The organism is Microbacterium sp. GbtcB4 (assembly GCF_019091465.1).
Lineage (GTDB): Bacteria > Actinomycetota > Actinomycetes > Actinomycetales > Microbacteriaceae > Microbacterium > Microbacterium paraoxydans.
Genome location: NZ_JAGXJJ010000001.1, coordinates 237,065 through 251,848 on the forward strand (window position 1 = coordinate 237,065; position 14,784 = coordinate 251,848).

The 14,784-nt window shown below is 69.2% G+C and carries 22 protein-coding genes and 1 pseudogene; 13 read left to right on the forward strand and 10 right to left on the reverse strand.

Annotated features, from left to right (window positions below; genetic code table 11):
• Positions 1 to 39: 39 nt before the first annotated feature.
• Both KVS71_RS01045 and KVS71_RS01050 read left to right on the forward strand, forming a co-directional pair.
• Positions 40 to 381 carry a YciI family protein gene (locus KVS71_RS01045; RefSeq protein WP_017202934.1) on the forward strand — a complete coding sequence of 114 codons (342 nt, stop codon included), beginning with the start codon at positions 40 to 42 and terminating at the stop codon, positions 379 to 381.
• Positions 378 to 1,679 (forward strand): DUF6596 domain-containing protein, encoded by a 1,302-nt coding sequence (locus KVS71_RS01050; RefSeq protein WP_217582939.1) that lies wholly within the window; start codon positions 378 to 380, stop codon positions 1,677 to 1,679. Before KVS71_RS01045 ends, KVS71_RS01050 begins: the two co-directional genes overlap by 4 nt.
• A 65-nt stretch (positions 1,680 to 1,744) precedes the next feature.
• Here the strand turns inward: KVS71_RS01050 and KVS71_RS01055 are convergent, their stop codons facing one another.
• Together KVS71_RS01055 and KVS71_RS19920 are read right to left on the reverse strand one after the other, a co-directional pair.
• On the reverse strand, positions 1,745 to 1,960 hold the full coding sequence (locus tag KVS71_RS01055) for a hypothetical protein (protein WP_217582941.1): 216 nt from the start codon (positions 1,958 to 1,960) through the stop codon (positions 1,745 to 1,747).
• A 630-nt stretch (positions 1,961 to 2,590) separates the two neighbouring features.
• Positions 2,591 to 2,710, reverse strand: a pseudogene (locus KVS71_RS19920) (IS481 family transposase); the annotation flags it as partial.
• 191 nt (positions 2,711 to 2,901) lie between these two features.
• On the opposite strand from KVS71_RS19920, the gene KVS71_RS20200 reads away from it, so the two are divergent.
• The 3 genes from KVS71_RS20200 (at position 2,902) to KVS71_RS01070 (ending at position 3,832) form a co-directional block, all read left to right on the forward strand.
• Positions 2,902 to 3,048, forward strand: coding sequence for a DUF2599 domain-containing protein (locus KVS71_RS20200; protein ID WP_368874548.1), 147 nt, complete (start codon positions 2,902 to 2,904; stop codon positions 3,046 to 3,048).
• A gap of 8 nt (positions 3,049 to 3,056) precedes the next feature.
• Complete coding sequence (locus KVS71_RS01065) at positions 3,057 to 3,266, forward strand: hypothetical protein (protein WP_217582945.1); 210 nt, start codon at positions 3,057 to 3,059, stop codon at positions 3,264 to 3,266.
• Between the two features lie 119 nt (positions 3,267 to 3,385).
• The gene (locus KVS71_RS01070) at positions 3,386 to 3,832 is read left to right on the forward strand and encodes a GNAT family N-acetyltransferase (RefSeq protein WP_217582946.1); all 447 of its coding nucleotides are present in this window, start codon (positions 3,386 to 3,388) and stop codon (positions 3,830 to 3,832) included.
• A gap of 185 nt (positions 3,833 to 4,017) precedes the next feature.
• Here KVS71_RS01070 and KVS71_RS01075 read toward each other — a convergent pair whose 3' ends face one another.
• Entirely contained in the window at positions 4,018 to 4,380 is a 363-nt protein-coding gene (locus tag KVS71_RS01075; protein ID WP_217582948.1) for a hypothetical protein, read from the reverse strand.
• Between the two features lie 113 nt (positions 4,381 to 4,493).
• On the reverse strand, positions 4,494 to 5,063 hold the full coding sequence (locus KVS71_RS01080) for a TetR/AcrR family transcriptional regulator (protein WP_368874527.1): 570 nt from the start codon (positions 5,061 to 5,063) through the stop codon (positions 4,494 to 4,496).
• Positions 5,064 to 5,150: 87 nt separating this feature from the next.
• Between KVS71_RS01080 and KVS71_RS01085 the strand changes: the two genes are divergently transcribed.
• Positions 5,151 to 6,152 (forward strand): SDR family NAD(P)-dependent oxidoreductase, encoded by a 1,002-nt coding sequence (locus KVS71_RS01085; RefSeq protein ID WP_217582959.1) that lies wholly within the window; start codon positions 5,151 to 5,153, stop codon positions 6,150 to 6,152.
• Between the two features lie 62 nt (positions 6,153 to 6,214).
• Here KVS71_RS01085 and KVS71_RS01090 read toward each other — a convergent pair whose 3' ends face one another.
• On the reverse strand, positions 6,215 to 6,547 hold the full coding sequence (locus KVS71_RS01090) for a hypothetical protein (RefSeq protein ID WP_217582962.1): 333 nt from the start codon (positions 6,545 to 6,547) through the stop codon (positions 6,215 to 6,217).
• Between KVS71_RS01090 and KVS71_RS01095 the strand changes: the two genes are divergently transcribed.
• Both KVS71_RS01095 and KVS71_RS01100 read left to right on the forward strand, forming a co-directional pair.
• Entirely contained in the window at positions 6,546 to 6,716 is a 171-nt protein-coding gene (locus tag KVS71_RS01095; protein WP_217582964.1) for a hypothetical protein, read from the forward strand. The genes KVS71_RS01090 and KVS71_RS01095 overlap by 2 nt on opposite strands.
• Positions 6,717 to 6,804: 88 nt before the next feature.
• Positions 6,805 to 7,182, forward strand: coding sequence for a VOC family protein (locus KVS71_RS01100; RefSeq protein WP_136051033.1), 378 nt, complete (start codon positions 6,805 to 6,807; stop codon positions 7,180 to 7,182).
• A gap of 386 nt (positions 7,183 to 7,568) precedes the next feature.
• On the opposite strand, the gene KVS71_RS01105 is transcribed toward KVS71_RS01100, so the two are convergent.
• From KVS71_RS01105 to KVS71_RS01120, 4 genes are all read right to left on the reverse strand, one after another.
• Entirely contained in the window at positions 7,569 to 7,733 is a 165-nt protein-coding gene (locus tag KVS71_RS01105) for a hypothetical protein (protein ID WP_158698493.1), read from the reverse strand.
• Positions 7,734 to 8,114: 381 nt separating this feature from the next.
• Entirely contained in the window at positions 8,115 to 8,837 is a 723-nt protein-coding gene (locus KVS71_RS01110; protein WP_217582967.1) for a 3-keto-5-aminohexanoate cleavage protein, read from the reverse strand.
• A 7-nt stretch (positions 8,838 to 8,844) separates the two neighbouring features.
• Positions 8,845 to 9,072: a hypothetical protein gene (locus tag KVS71_RS01115; protein WP_025104100.1), complete on the reverse strand. Its 228-nt coding sequence runs from the start codon at positions 9,070 to 9,072 to the stop codon at positions 8,845 to 8,847.
• A 175-nt stretch (positions 9,073 to 9,247) separates the two neighbouring features.
• Positions 9,248 to 9,688: a VOC family protein gene (locus tag KVS71_RS01120; RefSeq protein WP_217582969.1), complete on the reverse strand. Its 441-nt coding sequence runs from the start codon at positions 9,686 to 9,688 to the stop codon at positions 9,248 to 9,250.
• Between the two features lie 99 nt (positions 9,689 to 9,787).
• On the opposite strand from KVS71_RS01120, the gene KVS71_RS01125 reads away from it, so the two are divergent.
• From KVS71_RS01125 to KVS71_RS01145, 5 genes are all read left to right on the forward strand, one after another.
• Positions 9,788 to 10,738 carry a WYL domain-containing protein gene (locus KVS71_RS01125; RefSeq protein WP_217582971.1) on the forward strand — a complete coding sequence of 317 codons (951 nt, stop codon included), beginning with the start codon at positions 9,788 to 9,790 and terminating at the stop codon, positions 10,736 to 10,738.
• A gap of 138 nt (positions 10,739 to 10,876) precedes the next feature.
• Complete coding sequence (locus KVS71_RS01130; RefSeq protein ID WP_060921288.1) at positions 10,877 to 11,140, forward strand: type II toxin-antitoxin system Phd/YefM family antitoxin; 264 nt, start codon at positions 10,877 to 10,879, stop codon at positions 11,138 to 11,140.
• Positions 11,137 to 11,517, forward strand: coding sequence for a PIN domain-containing protein (locus KVS71_RS01135; RefSeq protein WP_217582972.1), 381 nt, complete (start codon positions 11,137 to 11,139; stop codon positions 11,515 to 11,517). The genes KVS71_RS01130 and KVS71_RS01135 overlap by 4 nt, the downstream gene beginning before the upstream one ends.
• A 109-nt stretch (positions 11,518 to 11,626) precedes the next feature.
• Positions 11,627 to 13,957: a phosphoribosylformylglycinamidine synthase subunit PurL gene (gene purL, locus KVS71_RS01140; protein ID WP_136051028.1), complete on the forward strand. Its 2,331-nt coding sequence runs from the start codon at positions 11,627 to 11,629 to the stop codon at positions 13,955 to 13,957.
• On the forward strand, positions 13,954 to 14,097 hold the full coding sequence (locus tag KVS71_RS01145; protein WP_017202962.1) for a hypothetical protein: 144 nt from the start codon (positions 13,954 to 13,956) through the stop codon (positions 14,095 to 14,097). Before purL ends, KVS71_RS01145 begins: the two co-directional genes overlap by 4 nt.
• Positions 14,098 to 14,175: 78 nt before the next feature.
• Here the strand turns inward: KVS71_RS01145 and KVS71_RS01150 are convergent, their stop codons facing one another.
• Complete coding sequence (locus tag KVS71_RS01150; protein WP_217582973.1) at positions 14,176 to 14,748, reverse strand: TetR/AcrR family transcriptional regulator; 573 nt, start codon at positions 14,746 to 14,748, stop codon at positions 14,176 to 14,178.
• Positions 14,749 to 14,784: the final 36 nt, after the last annotated feature.

The following is a 14,784-nucleotide window of genomic DNA, read 5'->3' on the forward strand; positions in this document are numbered from 1 at the left end:
TCTGGGTAAGTAGCTGTAGAAAGACCTTGAGGAGAACACATGCGCTACGTACTTTTCATCTGCACCGACCCGACCGCTGAGCCCTATGTCGAGGCCGAGGACAACGCCGGGGAATGGGTGGCGTCGCTGCAGGACAGCGGCTCGTACGTCTTGGGCGACCGTCTGCGGCCTGTCGAAGACGCCACGACCGTGCGCGTCCGAGCCGGCGAGCGGATCGTGGCCGACGGACCGTTCACCGAGAGCCGCGAATGGATCGCCGGGTTCGACGTGATCGATGCCGACGACCTCGACGCCGCGATCGAGATCGCCGCCGCACACCCGATGGCCCGGTTCGGCCTGGTGGAGGTGCGGCCCGTGTGGCCGCTCGGGTCGACGATGTGACCACACCGGAGGAGCCGCCGGGCACGTTTCCGGATGCCATGGCCGCCGTGCGGCACGTGGCATCGATCGAGTACGGCCGTGTGGTCGCGAGCGTGATCGGCTCAGTCCACGACTGGACCCTCGCGGAAGACGCCGTTCAGGATGCTCTCGCGCGAGCGGTCGAGCGGTGGCCAGGCGACGGGGTTCCGGCGAACCCCGCCGCCTGGGTCACGACCGTCGCGCGCCGCCGCGCAATCGACCTCGTCCGGCACGCGAACGCCGAGCGCCGGGCGGTGGCCCGGCTGGAGCACGAGCCGCACGATGGCGTCGACAACACCCGGGAAGCCGACGACCACGACGACGTGTTCCCGCACGGGGACGAGCGGCTGAAGCTGATCTTCACCGCCTGCCATCCCGCGCTGCCCCTGGAAGCCCGCGCGGCGTTGACGCTCCGCACCGTCCTGAACGTGTCGATCGAACAGCTCGCCGGGATCTTCGCGGTCGCACCCGCGACGATGGAGAAGAGACTCGTGCGGGCGCGGGCCAAGATCGCGCACGCGAACATCCCGTACCGCGTTCCGGATGCCGCACAACTCGACAGTCGAAGCGCGAGCGTCTGCGAGGTCCTGTCCGCCCTGTTCACCATCGGCTACTCCGATCCGACGCTCCAGCCCGACCCCGGCGCCGAGGCCATCCGCCTTGCTCGGCTGTGCCGGCAGCTGCTCCCCGCGGACTCCCCGGCTCGACTCGAGTTCACGGGGCTTCTCGCCCTCCTTCTTCTTCAGCACTCCCGCCGTGCAGCACGCACGACGCCCGACGGCCTGTCCGTGCCGTTCGACGAACAGGATCGCGAACTGTGGGATGTCTCCGAGATCGAGGAGGGGCTGCGGCTTCTCGACGACGCCGTCGAGGAGGCGGCACGGGCGGGCATCCACGGCGGACGGCACCTCATCCGCGCCACCGTCGCGGCCGAGTACGTCCGCCCCGACCCGGGCATGGAGATCGACCACGCCCGCATCGCCGACATCTACGGGGTGCTGGAGCAGGTGGATGCATCGCCATTCGTCCGCCTGAATCGTGCGGTCGCCGTCGCGAACGCGGGACGACCGGCCGAAGCCCTCGCACTGACGGAGGCGCTCGAGAGCTCGCTGGGAGGACACCACCTCTACTCAGCGGTTCGGGGAGATCTCCTGCAGCGCCTCAGGCGCGTCGATGAAGCGAGGTCTGCGTTTCGCGATGCCGCACGTGCTGCTCCGACGGAACGCGAGCGACGGTCTTACTCCCAGCACGCGGACGACATCGCCTCGGCGTCGACCTAGCCCGCACCAGAGAGCCCGGTCCACCCTCAACGAGGTGACCTCGAGGCGGCAGATTCTTGCCCTACCTAACCGCGGTGATCTTCTATCGGCCGAATGATGGGATAGGTGACCTCGCGTAGTTCGCTCGCTGTTCCGCCCTCTGCGAGATGCGCGATCAGCGCCTGCTTGGCAGCCCGCCGGTCGATGCGATCGGGCAGATCAAACGCGAGCACATCGAGGTCTCGCTCGTGGTAGTGAGGAACCATTGCTCGCACGCGTCCAAGCTGAGGGTCCTCACTCATGACATGCAGGTAAGCGCGCAGCTCTGGGTCGAATCCAGTGCCGCCTACGTACGCGATCGCGCCGCTCTGCACATGGAGCCAGACGTAGAGCCAAGATCCACTCGGCTGAACTTGACCATTCCGGACCGCGACGACGCATAGGGAGCTAAGGCTCGTCTGCCACCCATATTCGGCGCGCGTAGACCTTTGTCAGACGCCCCCTGGTTGGAGACGCCTTTCACCCTTGCTTCATTCGCCGTGGCCCAGACTCCAGCTTTTAAACCTCTGCACGCTCCGCCTGTCCGTCACGGCCTGTCCGCCGAAAGGAGGACAGACAGTACACACACCCACGAAGTAACGTCTTACATGTCGGCGGAATGATCAGCGAAGGAGCAATGATGAATATCGCCGCAGTCAGGAGCGGCGGCGACGTCGTGACCGTCGGGCTCCCCAACCCTTCGGAGGCTGCGCGTGGCATTGCTGATGCAGACGGCCTCGTCCACTTCAACAACGCCGATGGATCCACCACCGTCCCCCTGGTTCGCGAAGACGGGGTCGTGCAGATCACGACCATCATCGAAACCGCATCAGCCCCGGCTGTCTTCGAGTATCCGATCGCCGTTGCCGACGGCGGCCAGCTCGTCGACGCAGGAGACGGATTCTTCGCCGTTCTTGACGAGGCTGGACAGCCGGCAGCGATGATCGATCCGGCCTGGGCAAAGGACGCCAACGGTCGCGACGTGCCCACCTGGTACGAGCAGCAGGGGAACACGCTAGTGCAGGTCGTGGAGCACAGGTCAGACTTCGCGTATCCGGTCGTTGCGGACCCTGCTGTGCGGGGAAATCTCATCACCGACGTGAAGCTCAGCTGGAGCCGCTACGGCACAACCGTTGGAGTCACCCCCCGCTCCGGCTGGGCGATCACGCCGTTCTCCAACTGGTGGGCGGAATACAAGCTCTGGGTGGGTGCGCAGTACGAGGGCAACAAGTTCTATAACCAGCTTCGGTGCCACGTCGACATCGCCCCTTTCAAGTCGCCCTGGAACCTCGACGCTTGGCGGCCTGACGTAAGGTACAGCGACGTCTTGGCCGCAGGATGCAACCCGTAGGAGCGATTGTGAAGCAACGAACGCGACGAGCGATGGTCACCATTGGATTTGTCGGTGCCGGCGTCATCATCCTCGCCATCGTCATGGCGATTGCTGAGGGCTACATCTCGGACGCGGAGCACACGGCTGGGAACCTCGCACCTGCTGCTCTGACTGGTCTGTTTGGCGCATGTCTCATGCTCGTCGGCTTCGGGAGCATTCTCTTCCGAAAAGAGTGACTAGGGGACTACAGCTCAGCTCGTTCGGCCCCGCTACCCGTAAGGGTGGCGGGGCCTTCTCCTGCCCGCACACCGTTCGTGGCGCGGCGATCCGCTCCGAATCGGGCTACCGTACCGAGATGGACGAGTCACTCCTGACCATCGAATCGTTGCGCGAACTCACGGACGCGGACGCCGAAGCAATTGCATCGCTCCTGGTGCAGCTCTCCGCATCGGCCGAATTCGATCGCGCTCGAACCGAGGCGGTCATCGCACACGAGGCGACGGATCTCCTGGTGGCGCGTGACTTTGGGCGCATCGTAGGCACCGCCACTCTCGTGACCGCGCCTTCCCTGACCGGGCTCCGCGGGCACGTCGAAGATGTCGTAGTCGACGAGGCGGAACGAGGGCGGGGCATCGCGCGGCTTCTTTTGGAGCACATGACTCAGCTCGCGCAAGAGCGCGGGCTCCGGACGCTCGATCTCACCTCACGCCCGTCCCGAGAGTCCGCACTGCGGCTGTACGAGTCCGTCGGGTTCCGCAGGCGTGAGACGAACGTGCTCCGGTTCAGCCCGACCGCGGACTAGTCACGCCGCGATCCCCCGCAGCAAGCGCACCGCCGTCTCTTTGGTCGAGATGTGGCGGTCTCGCGGGCCGGTCTGCTTCCCGGTGGCGAAGGGCGACGCCTCAGCCCGCGCAGGTCAAACCCCGGCCGGCGGCACCGTCGAGACGTCACCGCCACACTCGTCGCCGGCATCACACGCCGCCCGGGTCATGGTTTCTGTCGTGAATTGCGCACGGCCACGAAGCGATTGGTGAGGTTGACGCCGATCGTGAAGGCAAGGAGCCCGATCACGAGGTACACCGGTAGCGCATCTCCGGGCGGGCTGTCGAGGTCGCCCGACGAGCCGAACCACGCCAGGACCCCGAACCACACCAGAACGGGAACGATGGCGAGAAGAGTGCCGAGCTTCGTGCCGACCCGCCCCACCAACGCCCCCCAGAGGAGAAGAGCTACGCCCACCGCGACATAAAGCATGATGTCCACCTCTAGCAGTTCCTCACCCACGGCCACCACACGCCCGCCGGCCCCGACCCGATGCCGCGGGATCGCGCTCTCTGTGTCATGCGACATATAAAAGCATACATATGAGGTCATAGCCGATGTTCTCGACTCGGGGTATCCGGGGAATGCAGTAGGGAGCACCGCGACCGTGGCGCCTCACCGCGATCCAGCGAGAGACTCGGCTACGCCGCGATCCCCCGCAGCAACCGCACCACCGTCTCGTCCACCCGCTCCGCACTCAACGGCTGCCCGATCAGGGCGGAGTATGAGGCGATCGCGATGAACTCGTCGGCGACCGCGGCGGCATCCACGTCGGCCCGTACGTCTCCGTCCGCGCGTCCGCGCGACATCCGCTCCGCCACCCACTCCCGGATCGGCGCCGCCAGCCGCTCGTTCAAGACGAGCCCCAGCTCGGGGTCAGCCGCCGTCACCTCGATGAGCGCCCGCGCGAGCGAGACACCCTCGGGCCGAGCGAGCCCCGCGGACACCGCCGTGAACCACGCGCGCAGGTCCGCGCCGAGGTCGTCCGTCATCGGCACGACGACATCCGAACCAGGGACGGTCCCCTCGAGCAACGCCTCCCCGAGGATCGCGGCCTTCGACGGCCACCACCGGTAGATCGTCTGCTTCGACACCTCCGCCTCCGCCGCGAGGCCCTCGATCGTCACGGCCTCGTATCCGTCTGCGGCGAGCGCGCGACGCATCGCCTCCAGCACGGACTGGCGGGCCTTTTCACTGCGAGGACGGGGCACCTTTCGAGCGTACAGAGGCGTACACTGGAACATAAGTAGACGCACCGTTGCGAAACTACGACGGAAACCCGAGCAAGGAGAAAGAGCATGGCCCTCACCGCACACTCCACCATCGGCGACTGGATGAACGACCCCACCGGCGGCCCGCTCATCCGGGGCCTGTTCGAGCAGACGGGCGCCGACCCCGAGCTCCTGACCCCCGTGCTCGGGCTCCCCCTGCAGCAGCTCGTCGCCATGAGCCAGGGCCAGCTCCCGCAGTCGGTCGTCGACGACCTCGTGCGCGCCGCGAACAACGGCGAGATCCCGGAGGACGACGCCTCCGAGGGCTGGACCGAGAAGGTCACCTCCGGCCGCTTCGCCGGCAAGACCGTCATCGTCACCGGCGCCGCGTCCGGCATCGGCAAAGCCACCGCCTCGCGCATCGCCCGGGAAGGCGGTCGCGTGATCGCCAGCGACATCGCCGCCGAGAAGCTCGACGCCCTCAAGGCCGAGCTGCCGGACGCCGACATCGTGACGGTCGCGGGCGACCTCACCACGCAGGACGCGATCGACGCCGTCGTCGCGGCCGCGGGCGACCGCATCGACGGCCTCGCGAACGTCGCCGGCATCAACGACGACTTCTCCCCCGCCGGCGAGACCCCGGATGCCGTGTGGGACCGCGTCATCGCGATCAACCTCACCGCGCCGTTCAAGCTCATGCGCGCGGTCATCCCCGTCATGGAGAAGGCCGGCCGCGGCGCGATCCTCAACGTGTCGAGCGAGGCGGGCCTGCGCGGCAACGCCTCGGGCAACGCCTACACGGCCAGCAAGCACGGCATCGTCGGCGTCACCAAGTCGGCCGCCTTCATGTACGGGCCGAAGGGCATCCGCGTGAACTCCGTCGCCCCGGGCGGCGTCGCCACCGGAATCCCCATGCCCCCGCACATGTCCGAGTACGGCTCCGGCCGCCTCGCCCCGTTCCAGCAGGCCATCCCGACCGTCGCGACCGCTGAGCACCTGGCCGCATCGATCACCTTCCTGCTCTCGGACGACGCCGTGAACATCAACGGCGCCATCCTCGCCTCCGACGGCGGCTGGTCCGTGCAGTAACGCGACTCCATGGAACCGACGCCCCCGCCGACCCGAACGGCGGGGGCATTCTCCGTCCGGGGTCAGCGCCTCTGCGTGAGGACCGCGGTGGCGAGGGCGGTGGCGATGACGCCGAGTGCACCCACGCCCAGGAGCACGAGACCCGCGGGCCAGACCTCGCGCGTGAAGACGTCGTAGCTGTCGCTGTACTCGACGATGTGCTTGACCGTCCCGACTCCCGTGAGACTCACGCCGACGATCAGAGCCACGACGGACACACCCCACGCGACAATCCATCCGAAGCGGTTCACGGCCAGCCGGCGCCGCTCCGCGCGCTCGGCCTCCTCCGCCTCTGGCGCGGTCCCCGACCGTGCGTCGTCATCGGTCTCGTGCGTCAGCTCGGATGTGATCTCCATGGCCGCACGATATCGGACGGGGTCGCTTCCGGCGGGATGCCGGTCACACCACTCCGACACGACACCGGCGGAATGGGCCGCGGTCGGGACGCTCGCCGACACGGTCGCCCAGGGCGCTCGTGTCGCCGTCACCTCCACCGACCAGCACGGCGCGCCTCGGAGCCGGTGATCGCCCCACCGCCCCGTTGCGGAAGCTGATCCCGCGCGGCGGCGCAAGCCCCTCCGCGGAGGCCTACCCTCGCCGTACCCTCGGCGGCATGTTGAAGATCGTGTCGATCGTGATCCGCGTAGACGACCTCCCGGCCCAGACTGCGTTCTGGAAGGCAGCCCTCGACTACGTCGAACGAGACCCCGCGGAGGACGACTGGGTCGTACTCAAACCCCGCGACGCCGACGCACCGTGCATCGCGCTCGACGCGCACCACTCGGAGCGTGTGCTGCCCCCGCGCATCCACCTCGACATCTACGCGGAGGACCAGGCTGCCGAGGTGGAGCGCCTCGCCGGGCTCGGAGCACGGGAGGTCCACTGGGACGGTCGGCCCGACGACGCCGACTACATCATCATGGAAGACCCCGAGGGGAACCGCTTCTGCATCGTGGACCGTCCCGACTGGGGCGGGTGGAGTGCGGGGTGAGTCCGGGGGTCTTCGTGCGGCCTCCTGCGGGTGCGGAGTGCGAAAACGTTCCGTGACAGGCGGAACTATGGACGTTTCTGCACCCGCACCGGGTCCCGCGCGGCGCGCATGACGTTGCGAGTGCGAAGACGTTCCGGAGCGGGCGAGGCCAGGGACGTTTCTGCACTCGCACAGAGGCGGAGTGGCGCACCCGCTGGGGAGTGCGGAAACGTTCCGGTACTGGCAAGACCAGGGACGTTTCTGCACCCGCACCGGTGTCCCGGACGGGCACCCGTGCAGGGAAGCGCAGAAACGTGCCGGAGCCGGGTGGCGGGAGGAGCAGTTCTGCGCCTGCACCCGACGTCAGGGGCGAGGCATGCGGGCACGAGAGCGCTAGAAGCGCAGGATCAGGGGGTGTCCGGCGCGGTGGTGCGCTCCGCGGCGAGGGCGCGGCGGTGCGCAGTCAGTGCCGCCCGGACCGCCGAGTAGATGATCAGCCACAGGAGCAGCAGCGCGAGGAGCGGGACGACCACGTAGACGAGCAGGAAGTAGACGGAGGCACCGGCGAACATCGCTCCAGCGTAGGGGCGCTCGTACTCCTCGGGAAAACCCTGACACGGTTCGGACCGCCCCCTTCCGAAGTCGAGTGCGAGAACGCCCCGGAACCGGCGACGGGAGGTGCGGTTCTGCACTCGCGTTCAAGGGCCGGGATCAGCCCCCGCGGCGCGGAGTGCGAGAGCGGACCGAAGCGCGCCACGGGAGGAGCGGTTTCGCATCCGCGGCAGGGCGTGTGCAGCCGGCGCTGGGGAATGCGAAAACGGGCGGGAGTCTGCGCGGTGAGGCACGGTCTGCACTCGCACGAGCGGGCCTGAGATGTGGAGTGCGAAAAGGGACCTGAATCCGCGGAGAGAGGGACGTTTCTGCACCCGCACGGGTGCCACGGTGCGGCGGAGCTAGGCGCGGCGGAGGCGGGCGCGGGCGGCGCGGACGAGGGCGGCGTTGCTCGGGGCGTCGGCGCCGTCCGGCAGGAGGAGCGTGTCCTCCAGGCCGATCCGCGTGTCGAGGTCGAGCTCCCCGGCGAGGTCGAGGGCGGGCCAGGCCGACAGCTCCTCACCGTGCAGCAGGATCGGCAGGTCGGGCTCCTCGCGCGCCACGTGGGCGATGAGTCCTTCGGCGTGCGGACGGACGACGTCGGCGGCCTCCGCGGCAAGCTCGACCAGCACGCGCAGGCAGGCCCCACGGACCGGGGAGACCCGCCAGGCCTCGAGCCCTGCCGCGTCCCAGATACCCGCTTCCACACCGATCCCCCGTCGATGCAGCGCCGCCGCCACCTCGTCCGCCCCGGCCTCGTGCCAGTTCACGGAGGCATAGTCGGGGAGTTCCGTCCAGCCCTCGATCGCCTCGAGGCGCCTCGACACGTCCGGTTCGGCCCAGGCGCCGGTCGTCACTCCCACGCGCACTCCCGGCGCCGCGGCACGGACGGCTCCGAGCCACCGCCGCACATCCTCGGGCGCCAGGGAGTCGCGGCCGGCGGCGTCCTTCGCATGCACGTGGATCTCTGCGGCACCAGCATCCACGGCCGCCGCGGCGTCCTGGGCCACCACCGTCTCGTCGGCGCTCAGCCACGGATGCTCCGCAACGTCCCTGGCACCGTTCACGCAGGCCTGCAGGATCATCCGCGACTCACCACATGAGGTCGCGCGGGTGGGCCTCATTCGGGGCCACGTCGTCGGACGGCCCCTCCTCGGTGCGCACGAAATGCTGCACCTGACGCGCTGTCGCCGCGCCACGGCCGACCTTCACCGCCTCCTCCATCGACTCGAAGCTGCTGCCCAGCGTGTGCGACTCGCCCTGGATCCGGTTGAACCAGATGCCGTTGCGCGAGAACGTCTCGATGTCTCCTGCGGCCATGCCCTGCCTTTCGTCTCCTCCTTTCTACGTCAGGCGACCGACGACGAAGAGGCCCTTGACATGTCATGTCGCCCACGGGCGGTGACCCACCCCGTTACGTGCATCCCGGCCCGTTGCGGACGGGCGCAAGGGGCCGGGTCGACCGCATGGGGCCGGGTCGAGCGTCCGAGTGGGGTCAGGCGACGTCGAGGACCCAGGTCACGCCGAAGCGGTCGGTGAGCATGCCGAAACCGGCGGACCAGGCGGAGGCGGCGAGAGGTTCGATCACGGTCGCCCCCTCGACGAGAGCGTCCCAGACGGGCTGCAGCTCATCCAGGGAGTCCGCCCGCAGCGACTGGAAGAAGGAGCGGTCCGTGATCGTCGTCCCGTTCTCGCGACGGGTGGTGCCGGCAGTCGCGGCCGTGTCGTCCGCGCCCGGGATGTCGTACGCCATCAGCCGCACGGGCCCGTCGAGCTGCCCGAACACGAGCTTGTCGAACCCGGGAACGCCCTCCGGCATCCCGAACTGTCCGTAGGTCGCCGCGGTCACCTCGCCGCCGAAGACCGACCGGTAGAAGTCGAGGGCCTGACGGGCCGTGCCGCGGAAGTTGAGGTGGGTGGTGGTCGTGAGAGTCATGGTGTCCTCCGTGTCCCGGTCCGCCGATCGGACCGTGTGATCCCACGGTTCCAGGGATAGAGGTCTGTTTCTGTCCTCTTTCCGCCGCAGAATGGAGCCATGACCGGAAGCTCGTCGCGGATGCTCGCGCTGCTGTCCCTGCTGCAGGCGACGCGCGACTGGCCGGGCGGGGAGCTCGCCGACCGCCTCGGCGTCACACCGCGCACGGTGCGCCGCGACGTCGATCGGCTGCGCACGCTCGGCTACCGCATCGAATCGAGCAAGGGCCCGTACGGCGGCTATCGCCTCGAAGCGGGGTCGGATATGCCGCCGCTCCTGTTCGACGACGAGCAGGCCGTGGCCATCGCCGTCGCCCTCCAGAGTGCGAGCGCGACCGGGGTCGAGGTCACCGAGGCCGCTCAGCGCGCTCTCGCGACCGTCCGTCAGGTCATGCCCTCGCGCCTGCGCCACCGCATCGACGGGATCCGCTTCGACGGAGCGCCGGCAGAGGTCCGCGCCGACCCGGCCGTGCTGGAGGCGGCGAGCGCGGCGGTGCGTGAGCGGAAGGTGCTCCGCTTCGACTACGGCTCCGAGCGGGACCGCCCGCCACGGCGCACCGAGCCCCATGCCGTCGTGGCGCGCGAGGGCCGCTGGTACCTGCTGGCCTGGGACCAGGACGCGGCCGACTGGCGCACGTATCGCCTCGATCGACTGCGGCCGCGGACGCCGACCGGCCCCTCCTTCGCGCCGCGGCCTCTTCCCGCCGCGGACGCGCAGACCTTCCTCGCCGCCCGCGCCAAGGGCTCGACGACCGAGGACCGCTGGCCGTGCACGGGGGTGGTGGACATCGCCCTGCCCGCGAGGGAGGTGGCGCCGTGGGTCGGAGACGGCGCTGCGGTGCCGCTGTCGGAGGACTCGTGCCGGGTCACGGTCGGCTCCTGGTCATGGACGGGTGTGCTCGCCGCGGTGGCCCGGTTCGACGCGCCGTTCACGGTGGTCCGGCCCGAGGCCCTGCGCGAGGCGGCGGGGACTCTGGCGCAGCGATTCGCGGCAGCGCACTCCTCCTCCTGACACCGCCCTTCAGGAGAGTTATCCAGAGCCTTCGGGGAGATCCATCCGTGCGGCCTCGCAATGTCGCCGAGCGATGGTTCACTGGACCCACGAATCGGAGAACTAGTAGTTCTACTACTTTGGATCTACCCTGAGGAGATGGGCACCGTGTCGAAAACCGAGCTGAATCAGCAGACCGCGCGGGTGCTGGCGCGCGTCACCGCCGGCGAACACCTGACCGTGACAGACCGCGGGCGCCCGATCGCCGAGCTGTCGCCGCCCGCCGAGACGGCATGGACGCGCATGATCGCCAACGGGCGGGTGACGCTGCCCCGCGCGAGCGGTCCGCTCCGCCGCGCCCCCGTGCCGGACTCGCTATCCGTGACGGAGATCCTCGACGAGCTTCGGGCCGACCGGTCGTGATCTACCTCGACACCTCAGCGGCTGCGAAGGCACTCATCGAGGAAGAGGGGTCGGAAGCGGTCGTCCGCGCTTTCGCGAACGGCAGCGAGTTCGTCTCCTCGCGCCTCCTCGCCGTGGAGCTGCACGCGCTCGCCGACCGCCGTTCCCTCGACCGCGCAGCCGTCGTCGACCTCCTCGACCGCGTCGCGCTCGTCTCCCTCGACGACGAGACGCTGACCTCGGCCATCCGGGCAGGCTCAGGGCTCCGCACTCTGGATGCTCTCCACCTCGCCGCCGCGCTCGAACTCGGCGACGTGGTCACGGCGCTCCTCACCTTCGACCGTGAGCTGGCGGCCGCCGCACGCGCACAGGGCCTGAGCCTCGCCGAGCTGCCATGAGGCCGCCGCCTTCCCACCCCGACGCCGTGCGACAGCACGCACGAGAGAACGGCCCCGACCGCGCCGGTAGACTGAACACGCCCCGCCGGCCCCTTCCTTTGGAGTGCGCGTGACCACCGCCCCTGCACCTTCCCCCCAGCACGTCCCCGACTCCGTCGAGAACGCGATCGCAACGCCCGAGAAGGAGCAGCCGTACGGCGCCCTCGGGCTCAAGGACGACGAGTACGCGCGCATCAAGGAGATCCTCGGCCGCCGCCCCACCTCGGGCGAGCTGGCGATGTACTCGGTGATGTGGTCGGAGCACTGCTCCTACAAGTCGAGCAAGAACTACCTGCGCCGCTTCGGCCAGAAGGTCTCCGACGAGATGAAGGAACGCCTGATGGTCGGCATGGGCCAGAACGCGGGCGTCGTCGACGTCGGCGAGGGCTGGGCCGTCACCTTCAAGGCCGAGTCGCACAACCACCCGTCGTTCATCGAGCCGTTCCAGGGTGCGGCCACCGGCGTCGGCGGCATCGTCCGCGACATCATCTCGATGGGCGCCCGCCCCGTCGCCGTCATGGATGCGCTGCGCTTCGGTGCGATCGACCACCCGGACACCGCCCGCGTCGTGCACGGCGTGACCAGCGGCATCAGCTTTTACGGCAACTGCCTCGGTCTTCCGAACATCGGCGGCGAGACGGTCTTCGACAGCGTCTACCAGGCCAACCCGCTCGTGAACGCGCTCGCGGTGGGCGTGCTGCGCCACGAAGACCTCAAGCTCGCGAACGCCACCGGCGTCGGCAACAAGGTCGTCCTGTTCGGTGCCCGCACCGGCGGCGACGGCATCGGCGGCGCGAGCATCCTGGCCTCCGACACGTTCGCCGACGGCGGCCCCACCAAGCGCCCCGCGGTGCAGGTGGGCGACCCGTTCGCCGAGAAGGTGCTCATCGAGTGCTGTCTGGAGCTCTACCGCGGCGAGCTCGTCGAGGCCATCCAGGACCTCGGTGCCGCCGGCATCTCCTGCGCGACCAGCGAGCTCGCGGCCAACGGCAACAGCGGCATGCACGTCTCGCTCGACAACGTGCTGCTGCGCGACCCCACGCTGACGGCCGAAGAGATCCTCATGTCGGAGTCGCAGGAGCGCATGATGGCGATCGTCGCCCCTGAGAAGCTCGACGCCTTCCTGGCCGTCGTGAACAAGTGGGAGGTCGAGACCTCCGTGCTCGGCGAGGTCACCGGCGACGGACGCCTCATCATCGACTGGCAGGGCGAGCGCATCGTCGACGTCGACCCCTCGACCGTCGCGGTCGACGGTCCCGTCTACGACCGTCCGGTCGCCTACCCGACGTGGATCGACGCCCTACAGGCGGACGCCGCCGAGAACCTGCCTCGCGCGAACGATGCCGAGACGCTGCGCGAGCAGTTCCTCGCCCTCGTCGCCTCCCCGAACCTCGCCGACACGAGCTGGATCACGAACCAGTACGACTACTACGTGCTCGGCAACACGGCCCTGAGCTTCCCCGACGACGCCGGCATGATCCGCGTGGACGAGGAGTCCGGCCTCGGCTTCTCCGTCGCGACGGACGCCAACGGCCGCTACTGCCAGCTCGACCCGTACGCCGGCGCGCAGCTCGCCCTCGCCGAGGCGTACCGCAACGTCGCCGTGACCGGTGCCGTGCCGACCGCGATCACCGACTGCCTCAACTTCGGTTCTCCCGAGAACCCCGAGGTCATGTGGCAGTTCGGGCAGACCGTCGACGGCCTCGCAGACGGCTGCTACGAACTGGGCACTCCGGTCACCGGCGGCAACGTCTCGTTCTACAACCAGACCGGCGATGTGCCGATCCACCCGACCCCGCTCGTCGGCGTGCTCGGCATCATCGACGACGTCTCCCGCCGCATCCCGTCCGGATGGCAGGACGAGGGGCAGAACATCTACCTGCTCGGCACCACGTCGACCGAGCTCTCCGGCTCCGCGTGGGCCGAGGTCGTGCACCAGCACCTCGGCGGCCGCCCGCCGAAGGTCGACCTCGCGGGCGAGAAGCGCCTCGCCGGACTGCTCGCCGCCGCCCGGGACGAGTGGCTCATCTCCTCGGCGCACGACCTCTCCGAAGGTGGTCTCGCGCAGGCCCTGGCCGAGGGCGTCATGCGCTTCGGCGTCGGCGCCCGGGTCTGGCTCAACGAGATCATCGAGCGCGACGGCGTGGACGCCGCGACCGCCCTGTTCTCCGAGTCGACCGGCCGCGTCATCGTGACCGTCCCCCGCGAGGACGACGTGAAGTTCCGCGGACTCTGCGAGGGCCGCGGCTACCCGGTCGCCCGCATCGGCGTCACGGACAGCGAGCCGCAGCTCGAGGTGCAGGACGTCTTCACCGTCTCGGCCGCCGAGCTCCGCGAGCGCTCGCAGGCCACGCTGCCGTCGTACTTCGGTCCGACCGTCACGGAACCGGTCAGCGCATGAGCGGCGACGGCCTCAGCGAGGACTACGGCGACCTCGGCGAGAAGCGCAACCGGCGCATCCGCATCATCGCGTGGACGGTCATCGTGGCGCTGATCCTCGGTGGCGGCGGCGCGACCGTCCTCACCCTGCTCCTCGGCTGACCCGGGCCCGCGTCGCAGATTCGCACCCGGGTCGCAGGGATACCAGGAATCCGTGCGACCTCGTGCGGATCCGCGACCTCAGCGCGCGAAGAAGTAGCGGGTCAGGGCGACGACGGAACCCGGATCGTGGGCCTCGCGGCCGAGGGACTCCACGATGATGGCCCCGAGGATCGCGCGACCGAGTTGCTCGACCGGGGCGTCCTCCGGCAGCTGACCGTCGCGGATGCCGCCGCGGAGACGCTCCGACAGGTACTTCTCCACCCCGAGGCTCTCGCCGAGGTGAGCGCCGACCGACGCATCCTCCGTGGCCGCGGCCACGAGCGACCGCAGCAGCACGCCGCCCTGCGGCTTCTCGAGGATGGACAGGACGCTCCGCAGCCAGGTCTCCACGTCGGCGGAGAGGTCTCCGGTGTCGGGCACGACGAAGTCCACGGGGATGAGGCGTCCCTCGGCCAGGCACTCCCCGATGAGCGCACCCCGCGACGGCCACCAGCGGTAGATGGTCTGCTTGCCGACCTTGGCCTCCTTGGCGATGCCCTCGATCGTGAGCCGGTCGTACCCCTGATTGTGGAAGAGCCGGGCCGTCGCGTCGAGGATCGCCTCGCGGGCCGCGGTGCTGCGCACAGGGCCGCTGCGATGCTCGTTCACCATGCGTTCAGGATAGCCACAGATCCCTAGACGAGACGT